The sequence below is a fragment of the Aeromonas sp. Prich7-2 genome (assembly GCF_017939255.1).
GTDB lineage: Bacteria > Pseudomonadota > Gammaproteobacteria > Enterobacterales > Aeromonadaceae > Aeromonas > Aeromonas caviae.
Genome location: NZ_JAGKRI010000170.1, coordinates 1 through 293, shown reverse-complemented (window position 1 = coordinate 293; position 293 = coordinate 1). Strand labels below are relative to the sequence as shown.

At 54.3% G+C, this 293-nt stretch carries 1 protein-coding gene; it reads right to left on the bottom strand.

Features of this window, described 5'->3' with window-relative positions:
- Positions 1–293 (bottom strand): winged helix-turn-helix domain-containing protein (locus J9892_RS20085; protein ID WP_210538766.1); only part of this gene is annotated, 293 nt, incomplete at both ends.

Here is a 293-nt window from a genome sequence, read left to right as displayed (position 1 = left end):
CGGGCCAGCGCGGCGTCGATATTCGCCATTTTTTCCTGATAGGCTGGGTCTTTTATCCGCAAGGTCGGCACGGGCCTGCGCCAGACAATGCCCATACGAGGTAACCATCGGCGGAGCGTGGAGGCTGCCACATTGAGCCCTGTTAATCGATTGATTTTTATAGCCAATAGTTCAGTACACCAACGGCTGCGCTGATAACCAAAATCTTGCGGAGAAAACTGCATGAGCAGCACCAGTAAGGTGACAATCTTGGCGATAGGTAAGACTGGGGCACGGCCAGCCGGTAAGGCTTC